Origin of the sequence: Pseudoalteromonas sp. APC 3250 (genome assembly GCF_030407915.1) — a bacterium.
Classification (GTDB): Bacteria; Pseudomonadota; Gammaproteobacteria; order Enterobacterales; family Alteromonadaceae; genus Pseudoalteromonas; species Pseudoalteromonas tetraodonis.
The window spans coordinates 294,944-311,651 of record NZ_JASDCM010000001.1 but is presented as its reverse complement, the minus strand read 5'-3'; the positions used below and the strand labels follow the sequence as shown (position 1 = coordinate 311,651).

General features: G+C 39.9%; 19 protein-coding genes. 12 read left to right on the top strand and 7 right to left on the bottom strand.

What is annotated here, in order from left to right; genetic code table 11:
• Positions 1 to 75: 75 nt before the first annotated feature.
• Positions 76 to 1,023 carry a LysR family transcriptional regulator gene (locus QL986_RS01435; protein WP_290191032.1) on the bottom strand — a complete coding sequence of 316 codons (948 nt, stop codon included), beginning with the start codon at positions 1,021 to 1,023 and terminating at the stop codon, positions 76 to 78.
• Positions 1,024 to 1,140: 117 nt separating this feature from the next.
• On the opposite strand from QL986_RS01435, the gene aceK reads away from it, so the two are divergent.
• The 4 genes from aceK to lepB all read left to right on the top strand — a co-directional run bounded on the left by aceK (position 1,141) and on the right by lepB (position 5,662).
• On the top strand, positions 1,141 to 2,922 hold the full coding sequence (aceK, locus tag QL986_RS01430; RefSeq protein ID WP_290191031.1) for a bifunctional isocitrate dehydrogenase kinase/phosphatase: 1,782 nt from the start codon (positions 1,141 to 1,143) through the stop codon (positions 2,920 to 2,922).
• A 397-nt stretch (positions 2,923 to 3,319) separates the two neighbouring features.
• Positions 3,320 to 4,282, top strand: coding sequence for a zinc-binding dehydrogenase (locus tag QL986_RS01425; RefSeq protein ID WP_033103362.1), 963 nt, complete (start codon positions 3,320 to 3,322; stop codon positions 4,280 to 4,282).
• Between the two features lie 86 nt (positions 4,283 to 4,368).
• The gene (locus tag QL986_RS01420) at positions 4,369 to 4,623 is read left to right on the top strand and encodes a DUF2999 family protein (RefSeq protein ID WP_008113615.1); all 255 of its coding nucleotides are present in this window, start codon (positions 4,369 to 4,371) and stop codon (positions 4,621 to 4,623) included.
• A gap of 430 nt (positions 4,624 to 5,053) precedes the next feature.
• The gene (gene lepB, locus QL986_RS01415; protein ID WP_290191087.1) at positions 5,054 to 5,662 is read left to right on the top strand and encodes a signal peptidase I; all 609 of its coding nucleotides are present in this window, start codon (positions 5,054 to 5,056) and stop codon (positions 5,660 to 5,662) included.
• 74 nt (positions 5,663 to 5,736) lie between these two features.
• On the opposite strand, the gene QL986_RS01410 is transcribed toward lepB, so the two are convergent.
• Both QL986_RS01410 and QL986_RS01405 read right to left on the bottom strand, forming a co-directional pair.
• Positions 5,737 to 6,450 (bottom strand): flagellar brake protein, encoded by a 714-nt coding sequence (locus QL986_RS01410; RefSeq protein ID WP_013465062.1) that lies wholly within the window; start codon positions 6,448 to 6,450, stop codon positions 5,737 to 5,739.
• Between the two features lie 155 nt (positions 6,451 to 6,605).
• Positions 6,606 to 7,106 carry a fasciclin domain-containing protein gene (locus tag QL986_RS01405; RefSeq protein WP_064662513.1) on the bottom strand — a complete coding sequence of 167 codons (501 nt, stop codon included), beginning with the start codon at positions 7,104 to 7,106 and terminating at the stop codon, positions 6,606 to 6,608.
• 241 nt (positions 7,107 to 7,347) lie between these two features.
• On the opposite strand from QL986_RS01405, the gene QL986_RS01400 reads away from it, so the two are divergent.
• From QL986_RS01400 to QL986_RS01390, 3 genes are all read left to right on the top strand, one after another.
• Positions 7,348 to 7,878, top strand: coding sequence for a heme-binding protein (locus tag QL986_RS01400; RefSeq protein ID WP_290191030.1), 531 nt, complete (start codon positions 7,348 to 7,350; stop codon positions 7,876 to 7,878).
• A gap of 58 nt (positions 7,879 to 7,936) precedes the next feature.
• The gene (locus QL986_RS01395; protein ID WP_290191029.1) at positions 7,937 to 8,413 is read left to right on the top strand and encodes a nucleoside deaminase; all 477 of its coding nucleotides are present in this window, start codon (positions 7,937 to 7,939) and stop codon (positions 8,411 to 8,413) included.
• 91 nt (positions 8,414 to 8,504) lie between these two features.
• Positions 8,505 to 9,026: a DUF2937 family protein gene (locus tag QL986_RS01390; protein ID WP_290191028.1), complete on the top strand. Its 522-nt coding sequence runs from the start codon at positions 8,505 to 8,507 to the stop codon at positions 9,024 to 9,026.
• Here QL986_RS01390 and QL986_RS01385 read toward each other — a convergent pair.
• A complete protein-coding gene (locus QL986_RS01385) occupies positions 9,016 to 9,582 on the bottom strand; it encodes a DUF3365 domain-containing protein (protein WP_290191027.1) in 567 nt (188 codons plus the stop codon). The two genes, QL986_RS01390 and QL986_RS01385, sit on opposite strands and share 11 nt — an antisense overlap.
• Positions 9,583 to 9,717: 135 nt before the next feature.
• Between QL986_RS01385 and QL986_RS01380 the strand changes: the two genes are divergently transcribed.
• Positions 9,718 to 9,891, top strand: coding sequence for a hypothetical protein (locus QL986_RS01380; RefSeq protein ID WP_290191026.1), 174 nt, complete (start codon positions 9,718 to 9,720; stop codon positions 9,889 to 9,891).
• Positions 9,892 to 10,115: 224 nt separating this feature from the next.
• A complete protein-coding gene (locus QL986_RS01375; protein ID WP_290191025.1) occupies positions 10,116 to 10,757 on the top strand; it encodes a hypothetical protein in 642 nt (213 codons plus the stop codon).
• A gap of 113 nt (positions 10,758 to 10,870) precedes the next feature.
• Here the strand turns inward: QL986_RS01375 and metG are convergent, their stop codons facing one another.
• Positions 10,871 to 12,895, bottom strand: a complete 2,025-nt coding sequence (gene metG / locus QL986_RS01370) for a methionine--tRNA ligase (protein WP_290191024.1) — start codon at positions 12,893 to 12,895, stop codon at positions 10,871 to 10,873.
• 177 nt (positions 12,896 to 13,072) lie between these two features.
• On the opposite strand from metG, the gene apbC reads away from it, so the two are divergent.
• Together apbC and dcd are read left to right on the top strand one after the other, a co-directional pair.
• Entirely contained in the window at positions 13,073 to 14,149 is a 1,077-nt protein-coding gene (gene apbC, locus QL986_RS01365; RefSeq protein WP_290191023.1) for an iron-sulfur cluster carrier protein ApbC, read from the top strand.
• 2 nt (positions 14,150 to 14,151) lie between these two features.
• Positions 14,152 to 14,736, top strand: a complete 585-nt coding sequence (dcd, locus tag QL986_RS01360) for a dCTP deaminase (protein ID WP_013465052.1) — start codon at positions 14,152 to 14,154, stop codon at positions 14,734 to 14,736.
• Positions 14,737 to 14,753: 17 nt separating this feature from the next.
• Here dcd and QL986_RS01355 read toward each other — a convergent pair whose 3' ends face one another.
• Together QL986_RS01355 and QL986_RS01350 are read right to left on the bottom strand one after the other, a co-directional pair.
• Positions 14,754 to 15,539, bottom strand: coding sequence for a CLCA_X family protein (locus QL986_RS01355; protein WP_290191022.1), 786 nt, complete (start codon positions 15,537 to 15,539; stop codon positions 14,754 to 14,756).
• Positions 15,540 to 15,564: 25 nt separating this feature from the next.
• On the bottom strand, positions 15,565 to 16,158 hold the full coding sequence (locus tag QL986_RS01350; RefSeq protein WP_290191021.1) for a tRNA-uridine aminocarboxypropyltransferase: 594 nt from the start codon (positions 16,156 to 16,158) through the stop codon (positions 15,565 to 15,567).
• A 132-nt stretch (positions 16,159 to 16,290) separates the two neighbouring features.
• Between QL986_RS01350 and QL986_RS01345 the strand changes: the two genes are divergently transcribed.
• Positions 16,291 to 16,635: an Hpt domain-containing protein gene (locus QL986_RS01345; protein ID WP_290191020.1), complete on the top strand. Its 345-nt coding sequence runs from the start codon at positions 16,291 to 16,293 to the stop codon at positions 16,633 to 16,635.
• The last annotated feature ends 73 nt before the right edge of the window (positions 16,636 to 16,708 follow it).

Sequence of the window (16,708 nt, the reverse complement as noted above, 5' to 3'; positions counted from 1 at the left end):
TGTAGCGCTAAGTGTAATATTAATGAAATTGTTGTTTTCAATAACTGATATTGATTTGATCAATATTTTAATTCTTTACCTATCAATCACTGTATTTGCAAACGCCAACAACTCGCGTCTAAGCCATTGGTGCGCCGGTGTATGGTGTAATAACGGGCTCCAAATCATTTTTACTTCTATGGGCACGACTTGAAATGGCACAGGGCTAATCACTAAATTAGTATGGCTTGTTAAAAGCTTTGCTTGACGGCGCGGAAGGGTTGCAATGAGTTGCTCAGATTGACACAGTAAACTGGCAATCATGTAATGACGAGTAAACACGCGTATTTTACGTGTTTGTTCTAATTGCCATAATGCCTCATCGACCCAGCCTAATTTTTGTTTACCTGATTTATTAGTTACAGCGGGTTCGGGGCCCCAGCCGGCTCGATTAACCCAAATATGTTCACTTTTTAAAAATTGGTCTAAGTTTGCATCGTTTAAAAATGGATTATGTGGATGGGTTAAACAACAGTAGTTATCTCGCCATACAGTAGCTTGATGAAAAGAGCGCGGCAGACCATTAAAACGGTTTATTGCCAAATCGATAGTGCCTTTTTCCATATCCTGTAGGTTAACGTCGCTGGGGCTAAGTACATCGAAGTCAATGCCCGGATTTTTAGCTAGCTGCTCGCAAATAAAGGGGGCAATTAGCGTCGATTCTATATAATCGTTTGCCATAATACGAAACGTCACGTTGGCGGTAGCCGGATTAAACTGCTCACTGGGCTGCGTGATCTCTTCTGCCATTTTTAACAGCTCTTCAATTTCGGGCTTAAGGGCAAGGGCTTTAGCTGTTGGGGTCATGGAGCCCGCAGCTCGTACCAGCAAAGGATCGTCAAATAAATCTCTTAGGCGTTTTAACGCATTGCTCATAGCCGGTTGTGTTAATGCGAGTTTATTGGCCGCTTTAGACACACTTTTTTCATCTATTAATACATTTAAATAGACGAGTAGGTTGAGATCGACATTTCTTATATTCATATGATCAATTTTATTTATTTGCTGTATTAATTATCTAAATTAAAGCGTGCTTGCTAAGGTGTAAACCTCTAATAAAAAATAATCAGCATAATTGCTAAAAATAGAAGCGCCTATACTATGCCTAGCACGTCGTTAACGTCTACCCACAATCCTATACAAGAACTCATAGCCACTAAGTTAGCACGCGCTGTATTTGCAGGCTTTGAAGCTATGTTTGCACAGTTCTTAAATATTACCTTAGGGGCACAAAGTCGCTTTGAACAACGCCAATATCATGAGGTGCAAGCGGCAATGCGAGCGCGCTTGCAAGTGTATGAGCGTCAAGTAAAGCAGGTGAGTGAGGCCGTTAAAGTGATTGCCTATGATGAACTAAACTGTCCACAAACATGGCAACGTGCAAAAAATATTTATGGCGAAATGGTTAAAGAGCATGAAAACCAGCCAATTGCACATACGTTTTTTAATTCTACTTTTGGCGCTATTTGGGATGATAAAAAAATTCGTACGGTGCATTTATTTGTCTTAAAAGCAAAGTACCGTGGGCAACCACGTTCTTATGAAGGATTAGTGAGTCGTATTTCCTTAAAAGAAGGGTTTGATAGCGCAGTTAAAACTTTAGTCAATGAACAAGTGTTTAGAGTGCCATTTAAAAATTTAAACGATGACTTAGCTAAACTACAAGCAACTTTAACCCAAGGGGCGCAGCAACAATGTAGACAAGTGTATGAGCTAATAAGTTTAAATGACGGCTATATTGAGTACGCCAATTCACATTTTTACCGAAATAAAGCGTGTTATGTAATAGGACGTTGTATTGCTAAAAATGGCGATAATATGCCCTTTGCAATAGCCATTTTAAATACCCCTGACGGGCTTACAATTGATGCTGTGATGATGGGCGCTGATCAGCTGAGCTTGTTATTTGGCTTTGCGCGCACGTACTTTATGGTAGATACCGACCAACCTGCAAGGTATGTAGATTACTTAAGTGTGTTAATGCCTCACAAACAACGGTTTGAATTGTTTAATGCGATAGGTTTTATTAAACATGCGAAAACAGAATTCTATCGCTATAAGGTGGACACGACTAAAAGTAGCCCCGAGCAATATAAATATCATTTAGCGCCAGGTACACCAGGTATGGTGATGCTTGTTTTTACAATTGATGGCCTAGACTATGTGTACAAAGTAATAAAAGATAAATTTAGTGCACCAAAAACGGCGACAAAACAGCAGGTAAAAGATAAATATAACTTTGTAAAACAGGCTGATAGAGTAGGGCGATTAGTTGATACTCATGAATTTAGATACCTAGCTTTTGATTTAAGTCGTTTTAGTGATGAATTGCTTACACAAATGAAAAAACACATTGGTGATAGCTTAATTATTTCGGGTAAAGCGTTAATACTCAAACATGTCTATGTTGAGCGAAAAATGACACCGCTTAATTTATATATCGGTCAATGTACCAGTAAATCACTGCAGCAGGTGATGGTTGATTATGGTAAAGCGATTAAAGAGCTTGCCAGTGCTAATATTTTTGCCGGTGACATGCTAATGAAAAACTTTGGTGTGACACGTTGGGGGCGAGTGGTATTTTATGATTACGATGAAATTTGCCCTCTTACTGATTGTAATTTTAGAGAAGTGCCAAATACTGACAACGCGTTAGAGGAAATAAGCTCACATTCTTATTTTGACATAGACCAAAATGATATATTCCCGAGTGAATTTAAGGTGTTTTTTAGTGCCAGCAGCAGTGCCTTTAGCCATTTTAATCATTATCATAGTGACTTATTTACGGCAAAGTACTGGCAAATGACTCAGCAAGGTATTGAGCAAGGTCAGCTTCCTGATGTATATCCTTATAAACAAAGCTGGCGCTTTAATAATTTATAGTTTTGTTTATCTTTCATAGTTAAATTCGAAGTTGTGTTTTTAGGCAAGGCTTCCCCAGCAATTGCTGATAACGCAGCATAAATGCAGAACATGTACTGCCCAACGAGTTCGGCCTAAATTGAACAAAGGTTAGTCCACAAAGGCCAATAAACTGATTAAATCAGCACTGAATTTTTGTGCTTAAGGCGCTGTTAACTCCAAAAGGAGTATTATGAGGTTTATATTAGTTGGCTTCGCTTTTTTTGTCAGGCTTTGTGTTTGCCAGTGCTAAAACCCCGAGGTTACATCAATAAAATTACTAACCACTACACACTTTAAATATATTACACAGAAAATAACGAGTTAGTTGAAGCCGAAGTATGGCGAAAATCAAATAGAATAAAATACGAGGAGATTTATGCAGTACATTTCACATCAAGATCAGCAATTAGCGTTTGAACAAACCGATAAGCCGCAGATTAGCAGTAATGAAGTATTGGTAAAAGTAGCAGCGATTGGCGTTAACCGTGCCGATTGTATGCAGCGCCAAGGTAAGTATCCTGCTCCTGAAGGGGATAGCCCTATTCTAGGACTCGAATGTGCAGGTACCGTGTGTGAGCTTGGCAGTGAGGTAGACCCTAAATGGCAAGATAAGCGTATTTTTGCTCTATGTGCTGGAGGTGCGTACAGTGAATATGTCGCGGTAGATGCGCAGCAATTAATGGAATTGCCAGATAATATTTCTATGGCACAAGGTGCTGCTATTAGTGAAGTGTATTTAACTGCCTTTGGTGCACTCTTTGAGTTAGGAAAACTACAATCAGGGCAAACGGCGCTTATTCATGCCGGTGCCAGTGGCGTAGGCGGAGCGGCTATTCAAATGGCAAAAAGTGCCGGTGCACAGGTGGTAATAACAGCAGGGTCTGATGAAAAATGTGAACACGCTAAAAGCTTGGGTGCTGACCATGTGATTAATTATAAAACCACTGATTTTGTTGAATATATGAAGGCACATAACTTAAGTGCAAACGCCATAGTCGATCCGGTTTCTGGCCGCTATTTGAATAAAAATGCCAAAGTGGCCGCAATGGATTGTCAGATTGTGATGCTCGCATTTTTAGATAGTCGCTTTGCCGAAGTCGATTTTGCACGCTTATTACAAAAACGTATTTCGTTTCATGCCTCCACATTACGTAATCGCAGTATCGCGTTTAAGCGTGCGTTAAGAGATGCATTTGTAGCGCGCTTTTATGATGATATTGCCAATCAGAAATATGATTTTAATATTTATAAAACCATGCCATGGCAACAAGCTAGTGAGGCACATGCCATTTTAGAGGGTAATGAAAACTCAGGTAAAGTTGTATTGTTGGTAGAGTGAAACAAGTAATGCCACAGGGATTAATATTGTTAATCCCTGTATGAGGCCATATACTTTAAAAAACTATTTCGATTTTAAGGTTAATAATGAATCCAATTATTGCAATATTAAAAGAGCACAATGTCAGCGATGAAAAAGTAGCGGCATTATTTGAAGCATTTACCCAAAACCCAATGATGGCTATGGCATTAGTACAAGAGCTGGGCATACCACCTGAAAAACTTCAGCAATTGATGGCGGTAGTAATGACCCAACCTCATTTAATTAAAGAAGCAACGGATGAGTTAGGTTTAGATTTTGCAAAAGTACAAGAAGCGAAAGACAAGTTAAACCAGCAGTAAACTATCTTTAGAGACATGTTTTATGCATGTCTCTATCCCTAAACATGTTTTGTAACACACTCATTTGAACGGCTCTGCATTTATACAGTCAAATAAATACTTAACCTATAGCAGGGACAAAACATGAAGCGACTTTATAAATTTTGGAAAAATAACCGTTCTTAAGGGCCTGTTAACCTTTCAAGGTTGAATTTGCAGTAGTCTGTTTGGTATTTAAGCAAGGCAGAGCCTATGTGGTGTGGTTATTCCCCATAAATAGGCGATAACGTAGCATCAATGCCAAACAGGTATTGCCCAAAGGGTTCTTCCAAGGGGCGATTAACTCTTTGTTACTCGGTTTTTACTTAGCCCACTAGGTTACAAACCTCGCGCCGCGATTAAATCGCCCCTTGTTTGAACAAATTCCAATCCGCAAAGGTCAACAGGCCCTATTGTTTTTATTATTTTAAAGAGTGTGTTTCGTAGTGCCGTCGCCGATTGGTACGAAGTACCAACAGGTTCAATGAAACCGACTATTGAAGAAGGCGACCGAATCCTTACCGATAAAATGGCGTATGATTTACGTATACCATTTACGCATGTATCCCTGATAAGATTGGCAGAACCACAAACCGGCGATATTATTGTATTTGATTCTAAAGTGGCGGATAACCGTTTAATAAAACGCGTTATTGGCACACCAGGTGATATAGTTTCGTTGCAAAATAACGAATTGACCATTAATGGCGAGAAAGTAAGTTATAGCACTTTAAACGAGAGTATTCGGTGGCTAGATAAAACTGAGCACTTAAAGGGGCATACTCATACCATACGGCTTACCAAATCGGCAGCAAGCTTAGTAGAGTTTCCGGCAACACCAATAGCAGCAGATCATTATCTGGTTATGGGTGATAACCGCGATAACAGTGCGGACTCACGGGTTATTGGATTAATTCCACGTGATGAGTTGCTGGGTCGGGCAGAGCGAGTGATTGTCTCGCTTGATTATGATGATTACTACTTGCCAAGAAGTGACCGGTTTTTGAAGCGTTTAGAATAAAAAACTAACTATTACAATGGCTAAGCAAAATTGGTTAGCCATTGCTGTTTTTGCAGGTAGGATTATTTAAGGCATTAATCAATATCAATCGAGTAAGCTTCTAACAGCTTGTTAAGCTTAACTTGCTCTGAAGCATCAAACTCTATACCAACGCTAAGGCGGTTGCCTTTCATTTGGTTATTCCTAATGTAAGACGTAATAATTACAGGCTCGTTGTCTAGTGGAGAAAGTATATGCACAAAAACTTGACGTTTTTTTAGTGCAACAAATCCAGAGCTTACGTGAATAGCAAAGCGACAGCCACTCGGAGAAATATCAATAATTAAACCGTGCAATAAGCTTTTATTATCAGCATCAATATCGCCTTTATGTAAACTAATTTTAGCCGGAATGTGTGTAGGCAACCTGCTAGTTTCACGTAATTGTCGGCTTTCAATTTTTTTAGGGTAAGCTAAATAAATTAATCGTTCAGGGCGAAATGAAATCGCTAATATGCTGGTTGAAAAAGCAACACATTCGCCCCGTTCGTCTTCAATGATATAACGTACAATAGCCCCATTACCTTCAACTAAAATGTCGCTGTAATCATTTTTACCTGCTTGAGCAGGGTATTTTAATATTAAATATTTACCGGTGTCGTAGCCGATTAAAGTGAGTTTAAAGCGAACCTGAATGGGATTGTTAAATTGTATATCAATTAGCTTTCCCGGGAGTAAATCGAGGAAAAACTTCTTTTGATCTTCAGTTGGTTTATCTTCAACAGTAGTATTATTTTTATTTGTTTCCACAAACACTTTCTCAATATTAACAGACGCTTAATTATCTTTTAATATAGTGTAAAAATCACTAGTATAAAAGAGGGCATTTAGTAAAAGAAAATAATACTTTGTGCTTGTAATAGTGAGCGGAGTTAGTATTTTACTCCGCTGTGGAGATTATATTGTTACTCTTTTGGCAACAAAACAGTATCAATGACATGAATCACGCCGTTGCTGGCTTTTACATCTGCCATAACTACGTTTGCATTGTTGATCATAACAGAGCCATCATTGGTGGTTACATTCACAGACTGGCCTTGCACGGTCGTTGCACTGTCTAATTTTACAACGTCTGCAGCCATTACTTTACCTGATACCACATGGTAGGTAAGAATTGCAGTTAACTTGTCTTTATTTTCGCTCTTAAGAAGGTTTTCAACGGTACCTGCTGGTAGCTTGGCAAATGCTTCATCAGTTGGCGCAAATACAGTAAAAGGGCCATCTCCTTTTAACGTATCAACGAGGCCTGCCGCTTTGACAGCTGCAACGAGTGTTGAAAAAGAACCATTGGCAGCAGCTACATCTACGATATCTTTTTTCATACCATGATGATCGGCATGAGCTGCTGAAGATAGGGTTAAACTTGCTAATACAAAAGTCAGAACAGACGCTATTTTCTTAAACATGTTACTTTCCTTTAAATTGATTAGTTGTCGGTTAAATATTACGCCGGGTTGCTAGCTTACGATCATTTTAAAAAAGGGGGGTTACATTACCTTATCCCAATAAAAGTATTTTATAAAAAGCAAAGCCTGCTATTAACCCTCCTAGTGAAAGCTTTTATGAGTAAACACGGTCTGTTTATTTTCAATTTTTTATATCCAGTTCAGCGATATAACGTCATTAATTAACAATAGGAAATAAACCATGAAAAAACGGGCTATTTTTACAGCGCTCATTGCATCACTTTCTTCATTAGCGTCTGTTGCTGGACAAACTGAAATGCAGATAAATACTTATAATCAACAGCTTGAAAATGTGGCTATGGTGGCACAATTAACGGGTGAAATGGCACAGCGTATAGTCAATGCAGCGTCTGTAGCGGCACTCAAGGACAATTTAGCTGTATCAATAACCGTTGTGGATGCATCTGGACAAACGCTGGCGGTACTTCGCAATCATCGTGCCGGTGTTCATACTATTCGTGCCAGTTATAAAAAAGCATATACCGCCAATTCGCAAAAGCGAGAAACCGCAGTTATAGCAAAAGGCATAAATGAGGGCACTATTCCAGCAGACCTTCGTTATTTAGATGAAAACATTTTAATATTGGATGGCGGGGTGCCTATTTATATTAACGATACTGTGGTGGGGGCAGTGGGAGTTGGCGGTGCTCATGGCAGTGAGGATGTACGTGTTGCAAAAGCAGGGATCAAAGCGTTATGGTTAGCGCAGTAGAAAAACAGATCACGTTACTAAATATCCCCAAAAGTGATAGTAAAGGAGTTTACAGATTATGAACGAGACTGATTTAGCGCACTTAAAACGCACCGTAGCGCTAGCTAAAGAGGCGTTAGAAACAGGAGATGAACCGTTTGGCTCTGTCCTTGTTGATGCTGAAGGAAATGTATGTATGGAAGATCGTAACCGTGTTGCCGGTGGCGATCATACACGTCATCCTGAGTTTGAAATTGCTCGTTGGGCAGCCAACAATATGACCCCTGAGCAACGCGCTGGGGCTACTGTGTATACCTCTGGGGAACATTGCCCTATGTGCGCCGCAGCACACGCATGGGTAGGTTTAGGGCGAATTATGTATGTCAGTTCATCTGCGCAATTAACTAGCTGGCTTAGCGAGCTCAAAATGACTAAGTCGCCGGTTAACCCGTTACCTATTGAAGCGGTTGCTCCTAATGTCGCTGTTTATGGGCCCGTACCAGCACTTGTTGAGCAGGTTCACGCCCTACATCGTCAATTTCACCAAGCAGATTAACAGCGCAGCAGCGCATCGTATTTAGACTAAAGCGACTACCTGTTATAGTTAACGGTAGTCACTTTTATTAAACGCAGCACAAGGGATTATTATGATCGTTAACCTGTTCGATAAGTTAATATTTGCTTGCGCTTTTATTGTTTCATTGCAACTACCGCAGCTGAGTGATCATTACCAACAACATTTAGCGGGCTTGTATCATGCGACCAAGTGGCAAGTTGATGGCTATGCAAAAACGGCCAAGCAATATAACTTTTCTAGCACGCAAGCGATGATAAACCGCCACTTAGCTAACCCTGAACCTAGCGTTAGAGCCGATGCAAATCAAAAACAGCAAACATTACTGCAATTTGCCGATTTAAAAAAAGGGATGGCTATTTTTGAACAAGGTAATTTAGTGCAAAAACTGCTGTATATGTTCTCCCCTGAACGCGTTGACAGATTACAAAATACACTTGATAACTTTAAGTTAGGTATCCCTTTAACCGCGAGTGCAGTGTTGTTTGCATTGGTATTAGCTATTTTATTAAATCAATTACTTATGCTGCCACATACTTTATATGTTAGGCGTAAAAAGCGTATTGCATCCGATGCGGTAAAATTTAATAGCTGATCGTCAATGAATTATCATTGGTAATTTTCACTGGCCATTTAACAACAAACGCGCCACGAATGTCACCCAGTTTAAAATCAGTTGCCTGATCATTAGGGTATAAAGTCGCTATTTTTTTAGAAACTGTGGGGTCAATCTGACTGCCATGACACGCTAAACACGCTTTTTGAGTAGGAATCGCTTTTACAAAATACCAGCCATCCGGTCTTTGCTCTTGATATTCTATGCTTGCTACCGGCTCGCCATTGAGCTTACGTTGTTCAAAGTTTAATAAAACATTTTTGAGCCATGCATCGGGTTGATTATCTGAGTTACGAGTTTTCAAAGCACTGCGGCTAATTTGCCAAGGACTATTGCTATGTTGTGAAGCGATAGCGGGTGCAGCTGTATTACATACACTTATTGCCGCTAGTGGGCCGCTTTGTTTCATAGTACTAACCAGTACCTGTTTTAAATCACTTGAAAATGCTTTGATTGTTTGTCGTGCCTCGTCGGTATTGCTAGCAAAAGCAGCGGATGAAAGAAATAAACTGGAAAAAAGCAAAATAATACGCATAATACACCTCTAAACATTAGAAGGTTCTAATATATAGGGTGTCAGGTGTTTTTCAAGTAAATCGTTTAGCGTTAAAGCACTTTTTTACTTAAGGTACCGCGCCTAAAATCGATAAACAGTTCCAAGAGAAAAGATATGCACAATAAGCACGGTGAGAATAAAGTAATAAACCAACAAAATAACCATGATGCTGGTGGACTTAATGCACAAGATCCATTAGCCGCTATTAAAGCAATTCGACTCAAACAGTTAGCGCAATGTCGGCTTAAAACACAAAAAGAAATACAGCACATGCAAAACAAAAAATAGCCTTGGACGATAAAAACTTGCTAAGTTAACGTTATTAATTTTAAAGGTTGGATAGTGCAATTAATCCGTTATCTATAAAACATCCGCATCAAATTATTACTTTTATAGCTTGGCTGTGCGCTTTAGCTGTGATGTTAATAGGGCTACTTGCGCCTGAAAATAAACGTGTTTTAATGCTGTTGTCACTGAGTTCCCTCTGCTTACTTGTGTTTAATAGTGTAACGATGTCAGCTTGGGTATTTAAACGTTTTAAAGACCAACAATTACGCTTTATTGCTCTTTTAGGCAGTGGCGCTTTTATGTTGTGTATCGCGGGTGATGTGGTTAATTTTAATTTACCCCAACACTATTATCGCTATAGTACCTTGATAAAACATGATTACTTAGTTGATTCAATCTTATTTTTTGCACCTGGTTACAGCCTTTTATTTATAGCCTGTGTGTTAGCTTTTAATATAAAACGCCGGGTCTCGCTTATAAAAAGTGCACTTTTTGTTGTTGTTGTGTTGGTGCTAAGTAGTGCGTCGCTCTCTTCTATGTATCTTGAGGGGGCAGGAGATACTATTTTAGCTATGACTGGGGTTTATAGCTTAGTGATAACGGCTGTTGGGCTTATGGGTCTGGTATTAGTTGTTGCCTATGGTGGGATTAACGCACCCAAATCAATAGTGTGGGTGAGCTTAGGGCTTTTCCTTGCTGCATTGGCTGATGCCATTATTGGTGCTTTTTGGATTTATGGTAATCAGGGGCAAGGCTTTTACCCTCAAGTGCGCTATATAAACTGGTTTGTGTATATTAGCTCGCAAAGCTTGGTGATTCACTTAGCAAAAGTTGTTGCAGTAATACCAAATCGCAATAATGCTTAATTATTTTTCAGGGAGCAAACCAGAGAATAGCGGCGTTAAAAATTCTTATTAGAATAGCTAAATAACAGATGAAAAAAAAGCCGCTAAATATTAGCGGCTTTAAGCGATAATAATTACATTACGCGCATACCCGGCTCAGAGCCGTCGTCTGGGTTAAGAATGTAAATTTCTTTACCACCAGGGCCTGCCGCAAGTACCATGCCTTCAGACATTCCAAAACGCATTTTACGTGGTTTGAGGTTCGCAACCATTACCGTTAATTTACCTTCAATGTCTTCTGGTGCGTAAGCCGATTTAATTCCAGCAAACACTTGGCGAGTTTCACCGCCTAAATCAAGGGTTAATTTAAGCAGCTTGTCAGCGCCTTCTACGTGCTCTGCTTTGGCAATTTTAGCAACACGCAGGTCTACCTTTGCAAAGTCATCAAACTCAATCTCTTCGCTAATAGGCTCTTTCGCAAGTGGGCTATTAGGATCGATTTTGTCTTTTTCAGCAACTAAACTTTCTTTTGATTCTTCAACCATTTTATTCACTTTATCCATTTCTACACGTTGCATTAACGGCTTAAATTTATTGATAGGGTGGTTTACTAACGCTGTTTGCGCACCCAGCCAAGATAATTCATCATTTAAAAAGGCTTCAACATTACTTGCCATGCCTGGTAGCACTGGTTTTAAGTAAGTGATCAACACGCGAAATAGGTTAAGTCCTAGTGAACAAACCTGATGCGCTTCTTCTTGCTTTGACTCATCTTTAATAAGCACCCAAGGCGCGGCATTATCAATAAACTGGTTTGCTTTATCAGCAAGTGCCATTATTTCACGAATTGCACGGCTGTATTCACGGTTCTCGTAATATTCGGTGATTGTCGCTGATGCGTTCTGGAATTCTGCAAGCAATTGAGGTTGCATAACTGTATTGCTCAGCTTACCGTCGAACTTTTTAGTAATAAAACCAGCACAACGACTGGCAATATTCACTACTTTACCCACTAAGTCTGAGTTTACACGTTGTGCAAAATCTTCAAGGTTTAAATCTAAATCAGTAATGCCACTATTAAGTTTAGCTGCGTAGTAGTAACGTAAAAATTCTGGGTCTAGGTTATCCAAATAAGTACGCGCTTTAATAAACGTGCCTTTTGATTTAGACATTTTTGCGCCATTGACCGTAACAAAACCATGGGCGAATACGTTAGTTGGCTTTCTAAATTGAGCGCCTTCTAACATAGCAGGCCAAAATAGGCTGTGGAAATAGATGATGTCTTTACCAATAAAGTGATAAAGCTCAGCGTCTGAACCTTCTTGCCAAAATGCATCAAAGTCGATGCCCTGTTTATCACATAAGTTTTTAAAGCTCGCCATATAACCAATAGGCGCATCTAGCCATACGTAAAAGTATTTACCTGGTGCGTTTGGAATTTCAAAACCAAAATAAGGTGCATCACGGCTGATGTCCCATTGCTGGAGACCATCTGCAAACCACTCATCTAACTTGTTGGCCATTTCTTGTTGAATTGTGCCTGAATGTAGCCACTCTTTAAGCATGTCTTCAAAGGCGGGTAAGTCAAAAAAGTAATGCTCAGAATCTTTTAAGATAGGCTCAGCACCCGACATAACAGAGCGTGGGTTGATTAGCTCGGTTGGGCTATAGGTTGCGCCACAGGCATCACAGCTATCCCCGTTCTGATCTTCCGATTTACATGTAGGACACGTGCCAGTAACAAAGCGATCTGGCAGAAAAATGCCTTTTTCTGGATCGAATAACTGTGAAATAGTGTGCTTTTTAATATGACCTGCATCGTTAAGGCGATTATAAATAAGCTCACTAAATTCTTTATTCTCTTGGCTATGGGTACTGTGGTAATTATCAAATTTGATATTAAAATCAGCAAAGTCGCGTTGGCGCTCGATGCTAACGTTTTTTACCATTTCCTCAGGCGTGATCCCTTGCTTTTGCGCATTAAGCATAATAGGTGTGCCATGAGCATCATCGGCGCACACATAGTACGCTTCGTGGCCTTGTAGTTTTTGAAAACGCGACCAAATATCAGTTTGAATATACTCTAATAAATGCCCTAAATGGGTAGGGCCATTGGCATAAGGTAATGCGCTAGTAATCAGGATCTTTCGCTGTGCCATAATCATTCCGAATTAAGCGTTCCTAGTCAGGAACAGATGAAAATTATTACATTATCGATAAGCAAAGTGATAACAGAGCACACTGCTTATCGATATTTACTAATTGACTGGTGTTAATGCCCTGAATGTTACATAATTCCGTGGCACTTTTCATCAAAGAAACGCTATTTTATTGCTATGTTTGGACTGTCGAAACTATTCTCTGCAAAATCGGTGCAAAAACAACCGATTATTTCTGCTCTAGCGGCCTATCGCAGTGCCGCTTTCGCTGTGGGTATTGAGCAAGATTTCATTGCTGATATCACTCAAAACACCGATAAATCAATTACGGTTAAACTCAATCTCCCTTTTGCGGCGCAATCTGAAATGCCGCATGTGGCTCAATTTTTGACTGAGCGTTTAAAGATTGATGTAAACGTAACGGCTAGTGTTCACCTTAAAGAGGCTGCGAAATTTAAAGCCATTAAACATATTGTTTTAGTCGCCTCAGGCAAAGGTGGGGTGGGTAAATCTACTACGGCTGTTAATCTGGCAGGCTCGCTTAAAAATGAAGGCGCAAAAGTAGGCATACTAGATGCCGACATTTACGGTCCGTCAATTCCTATGTTGTTAGGATTAGTTGGCAGTGAGCCGGTTACAAAAGACAATAAACAATTACAACCGTTTGATGCCAATGGTATTAAAGCGCAATCTATTGGTTTTTTAGTCCCCAGCGATGATGCCACCGTATGGCGCGGCCCAATGGCCTCAGGCGCGCTTAGTCAGCTTTTAAATGAAACCGATTGGGGTGAACTTGATTATTTAATTGTAGATATGCCGCCAGGTACCGGTGATATTCAATTAACCATGAGCCAAAAAGTGCCAGCCAGTGGCACCGTGATTGTCACGACGCCACAAGACTTAGCGCTTGCTGATGCGCAAAAGGGTATTGCTATGTTTAATAAAGTAAATGTGCCAGTGCTCGGTTTGATTGAAAATATGAGCCATTACATTTGTGAGCATTGCGGCGAGGCCAACCATGTATTTGGTAAAGACGGTGCACAAAAATTAGCCCTTAAGCATGGTGTGCCTGTGCTTTCGCATATTCCGCTTGCGATTGATATCAGAGAATCCTCTGAGCAAGGTAAGTTGATTGCCGATGATACAGATGCGGTTATTAGCAAAACTTACAGCGCGGCCGCACGATTGATTGCCAGCACGCTTTACTATCAACAACATCACAACGCGATTGACGTTGTGATTACGGAAGATTAAAAATGAGACTTTCAGATACACATATTAAAGAATACTTAAACGATGGGCGCATTGTTATCGAGCCCGCGCCAACGAGTGAAATGATTTCAGGGGTTACCGCTGATCTTCGCTTAGGTAATAAGTTTAGAACATTTCATGCCCATAATGCCGCTTATGTTGATTTAAGTGGTCCAAAAGATCAGCTTAATAAAGCGTTAGAATCAATCATGAGCGACGAAATTGTATTAGCTGAAGGCGAAGCGTTTTTTCTACATCCTGGCGAGCTTGCGTTGGCAATAACCTATGAAAAAGTAACCCTACCTGCAGACATTGTTGGTTGGTTAGACGGGCGTTCATCGCTGGCACGTTTGGGTTTAATGGTGCATGTTACAGCACACAGAATCGATCCTGGTTGGAGTGGTAATATTGTTTTAGAGTTTTATAACTCTGGTAAGTTACCGCTTGCGCTCAGACCTATGATGAAAATTGGCGCAATGAGTTTTGAAACACTTACCGGTCCGTGTGAAAGCCCTTATAACACCCGCATTGATGCAAAATATAAAGATCAGAATAGTGCGGTAGCAAGCCGTATCAGTGACGATAAATAACTAAGCTAAACAATAGCTTATTTTTCTAGTTGATGAAGCGCATAACCTAATAGTTGAAAATAATGGTTAAGCGCTTCATTGGCGAGTAACGTGTGCTTTAGCTCAGGATAAATTAAGTTATTATTACTCAAACCGCCGACTAAGAAACTGTTTTTGATTGTTTGATGCTCGTTGATACAGGCTTCAAAACACCGAGCAGCAAGCTCCTCTGGCATACTCATATACTGCTGATTATGCGCTTTATCAAACGCAATGCATTTATTTACAAATTCATTGGCATGTTCACCGCTTTGCTCTAAAAACACCTGTTTATAAAATTGATTAAGTGCATCATTAAGTGGATGGCTTAAGTCGGGTGAGTTTGATAACCATAACTTAGAAGCGAAACCAAAGCGGGTTTTTGATTTAAACAAATGCTTACTAATATGATGATCAAAAGCATGAAACCATTCATGGGCTAAAGCGCCACCGCCTGCATTTTTAGCCAGTGCTAAGGTTTGGTCATACGCATTATAATGTGCTTGCACGCCTTTTTGTCCACCGTGACCAAAAGCGAAATTAAGTTTGCCACGCAGGCCAATGGCAGTGGGTGGTAAATGCAAAATCTGCGCTAAATCAGCCAGCGCATCATAAATTAAGTTGGCACTAATAAAGCGCTCTTCTTTAGTAACCCATTTACCAACCACCATAGAACGAAAACCAAAAGTGTTTCTTATATCATTAAAATCGACTTGATCGTCAAAACGATAGTCGGGGCCTTGGCGAGAAAATCCGCGTTTTAATCGAGATGTGGTATTACGCATCGGTTATTTTATTTCAGCTCATACATTACAAGTAACGTGCTTTTACGTGAGCGGGCATGTGTTGGGTTTGTTTTTTTATTAATTCCTCTAATAAACCATACAAGGGCGCAGGGTTTAGTGCTTCTATGAGCCATAAACTATGTGCTACTGCTTCTAGTGTCGATAAACTATCTGCTCTAGGGGCTTTACGAATAGCATAACGGTTGGTGGGAATATGGCTAAAGCTTACCGTTTTAAACTGTTGTAATAACGGGGTTAATTGCAAAATTTTAAAGGCTTTATTCCATGTACCATCAATCACAATTAAATGCGTAATCTCTGGAAGGTTTTCTTTACTATTCGGTCGGTCTAATTTTACGGCGTGCTCGCTTGGGTAGAGTAATACGCTCGATTCAATAGGCAGGTTCTGTAAACAGGCGAAGTCTTGATTATTTTCGCCTTTAATAATTTTACAGTGGGTTAAACCTAAAGCTAATAGCTGCGCCGTATTTTTGCTAACTTTTGCTTCATTGGGGTGCTGCAAAATAATAACCTGAGTTTGGTTAGTAACACGGGTAATTGCGCTGCAAATACAAGTGCTTAGCGAAAAGTTACACTGTTTACAAAGAGGACGTGCCATTGAATACACTATTTCGTTGGTACATTTGCCGTAATTATACATTTTTGCACTAATAAAGTTGGTTTTTTTTGTGCTTAGATATAGAGTAAGAGATAAGAAGAAAATCGATGGACCGTATTGAAGGGCATGAATATGACAGAGATCAATATTGACGAATCCGCTTTAGAAAGTATGGAATCGCTATTAGGTGAACAATTTCCAGATACGCTGGAGTTTTGTTGTGCGGAATTTGAGCGATTGGGTAACGAAGCAATTGCTGCGCTTGGGCAAGATAAAGAGGCTGCTATTCGCCACTTTCATAGCCTTAAATCAAACGCCGCTCAATTTGGTGCGGCAAGTTTAGCCGAAGTTGCTCGTTTAATTGAATATAATTTAAATAACGGGAATGACGAGCAGGCTGTTAATGCAGCCGATGGATTAATGGCGCAAGTTACTGGTTCACAAGCAAAACTAAATGCATGGTTAGCTGGGCGCTAAACGCGTTTCAATAGTAATAAAAAAGAGTGTTAACGTGAATTTTTTTCAGTTTTAAGCGCTTAATTTTCCTAGT